Origin of the sequence: Trichormus sp. NMC-1 (genome assembly GCF_001858025.1) — a bacterium.
Classification (GTDB): domain Bacteria; phylum Cyanobacteriota; class Cyanobacteriia; order Cyanobacteriales; family Nostocaceae; genus Anabaena.
In genome coordinates, this window is the sequence record NZ_LZQD01000037.1 from 1 (window position 1) to 1047 (window position 1047).

Consider the following 1047-nt stretch of genomic DNA (forward strand, 5'->3'; position numbering starts at 1 on the left):
TGTCCTCCAGGCATGACTTGCACACCTGTTGAAGGCGCAAATGATATGTTTGTCCGAGGATCCGATGGTAAGCTATATCTATCACCCAACGGTGTCGAAAGAGCCCAGACTGGCGCTGATACAGACTGGTGGGGTGTAGCCATTGACCTCGCAAAGATCGTCGCCGGTGGTCTTGGCGGGATTGGTGCAGGCGTCCTCGGGGTAATCGCTGGCATGATTGGCATTGCTGCCGACACTCTTGAGGATCTTTGGTATAATACTTAAGGCGTCCGTTATGCTCGGTCAATTCGTGGAAACTGAAATATGCGTTTAAAGCCGAATAAAAATTGGATCATATTCTTATCTGTAACAATTTTGGCTTTTGTTGCAGTTATGTTTCCGCAAGAAAGATTAGCGTCTTCGATTATGGCCATGGGCATCATTTTTGCACACGTCATAAACAAAATATACCTACGATATAGAGATTCATGATATTAAAAAATCATTATATTTTAATAATATGGCTTTCGCTTTCTACAAGCGGAGGCCATTTTTTTAAACGGGTAGTTCTCTAAGTTTTTCGCACTACGAAAGGATAATGTCATGCGAAAAATATGCGAAAAATACCGATACGTGCTGGGGGCATGCTTGTCGTTTTCGCTACTTTGCTAGGTTGTTCTGAAAACCTATCTGACTCGAAAAGCATGCCTATCGACATTCCCCCAGCCGCCAAGGTCATCGGCGAGAAGGTCAATGGCCGTTCAGTGGCATTGCTAGTCGATTGGAAAGGAAATCATATTGGACTCTACAAAACTAATATTGAAAAAATAGAAACTTTAAAATATGAAACGGTACCCTTGGCTATCGATAAAACTTCATTGTTAAATATATCCAATGGTTTAGGTAAAATTATAGCAAGACCAAATAAAAAAACTCAATTTGTATTGGTGTTTTTTGGACCTTGTAAAACCCGAAGAGAATGCATCGTCTTAGATTTTGCGAATTCAACGACGTTGAAAATTTAGAGCAATTTTTGTCAATCGATATTATATCTGCAAGAGTTAAAGT

General features: G+C 40.5%; 2 protein-coding genes. Both read left to right on the top strand.

Annotated features, from left to right (window positions below; translation table 11 throughout):
* Positions 1–264 (top strand): hypothetical protein (locus A9Y75_RS29970; RefSeq protein WP_236721544.1); only part of this gene is annotated, 264 nt, incomplete at its 5' end.
* A 329-nt stretch (positions 265–593) separates the two neighbouring features.
* The gene (locus A9Y75_RS25785) at positions 594–1004 is read left to right on the top strand and encodes a hypothetical protein (protein WP_071192729.1); all 411 of its coding nucleotides are present in this window, start codon (positions 594–596) and stop codon (positions 1002–1004) included.
* Positions 1005–1047: the final 43 nt, after the last annotated feature.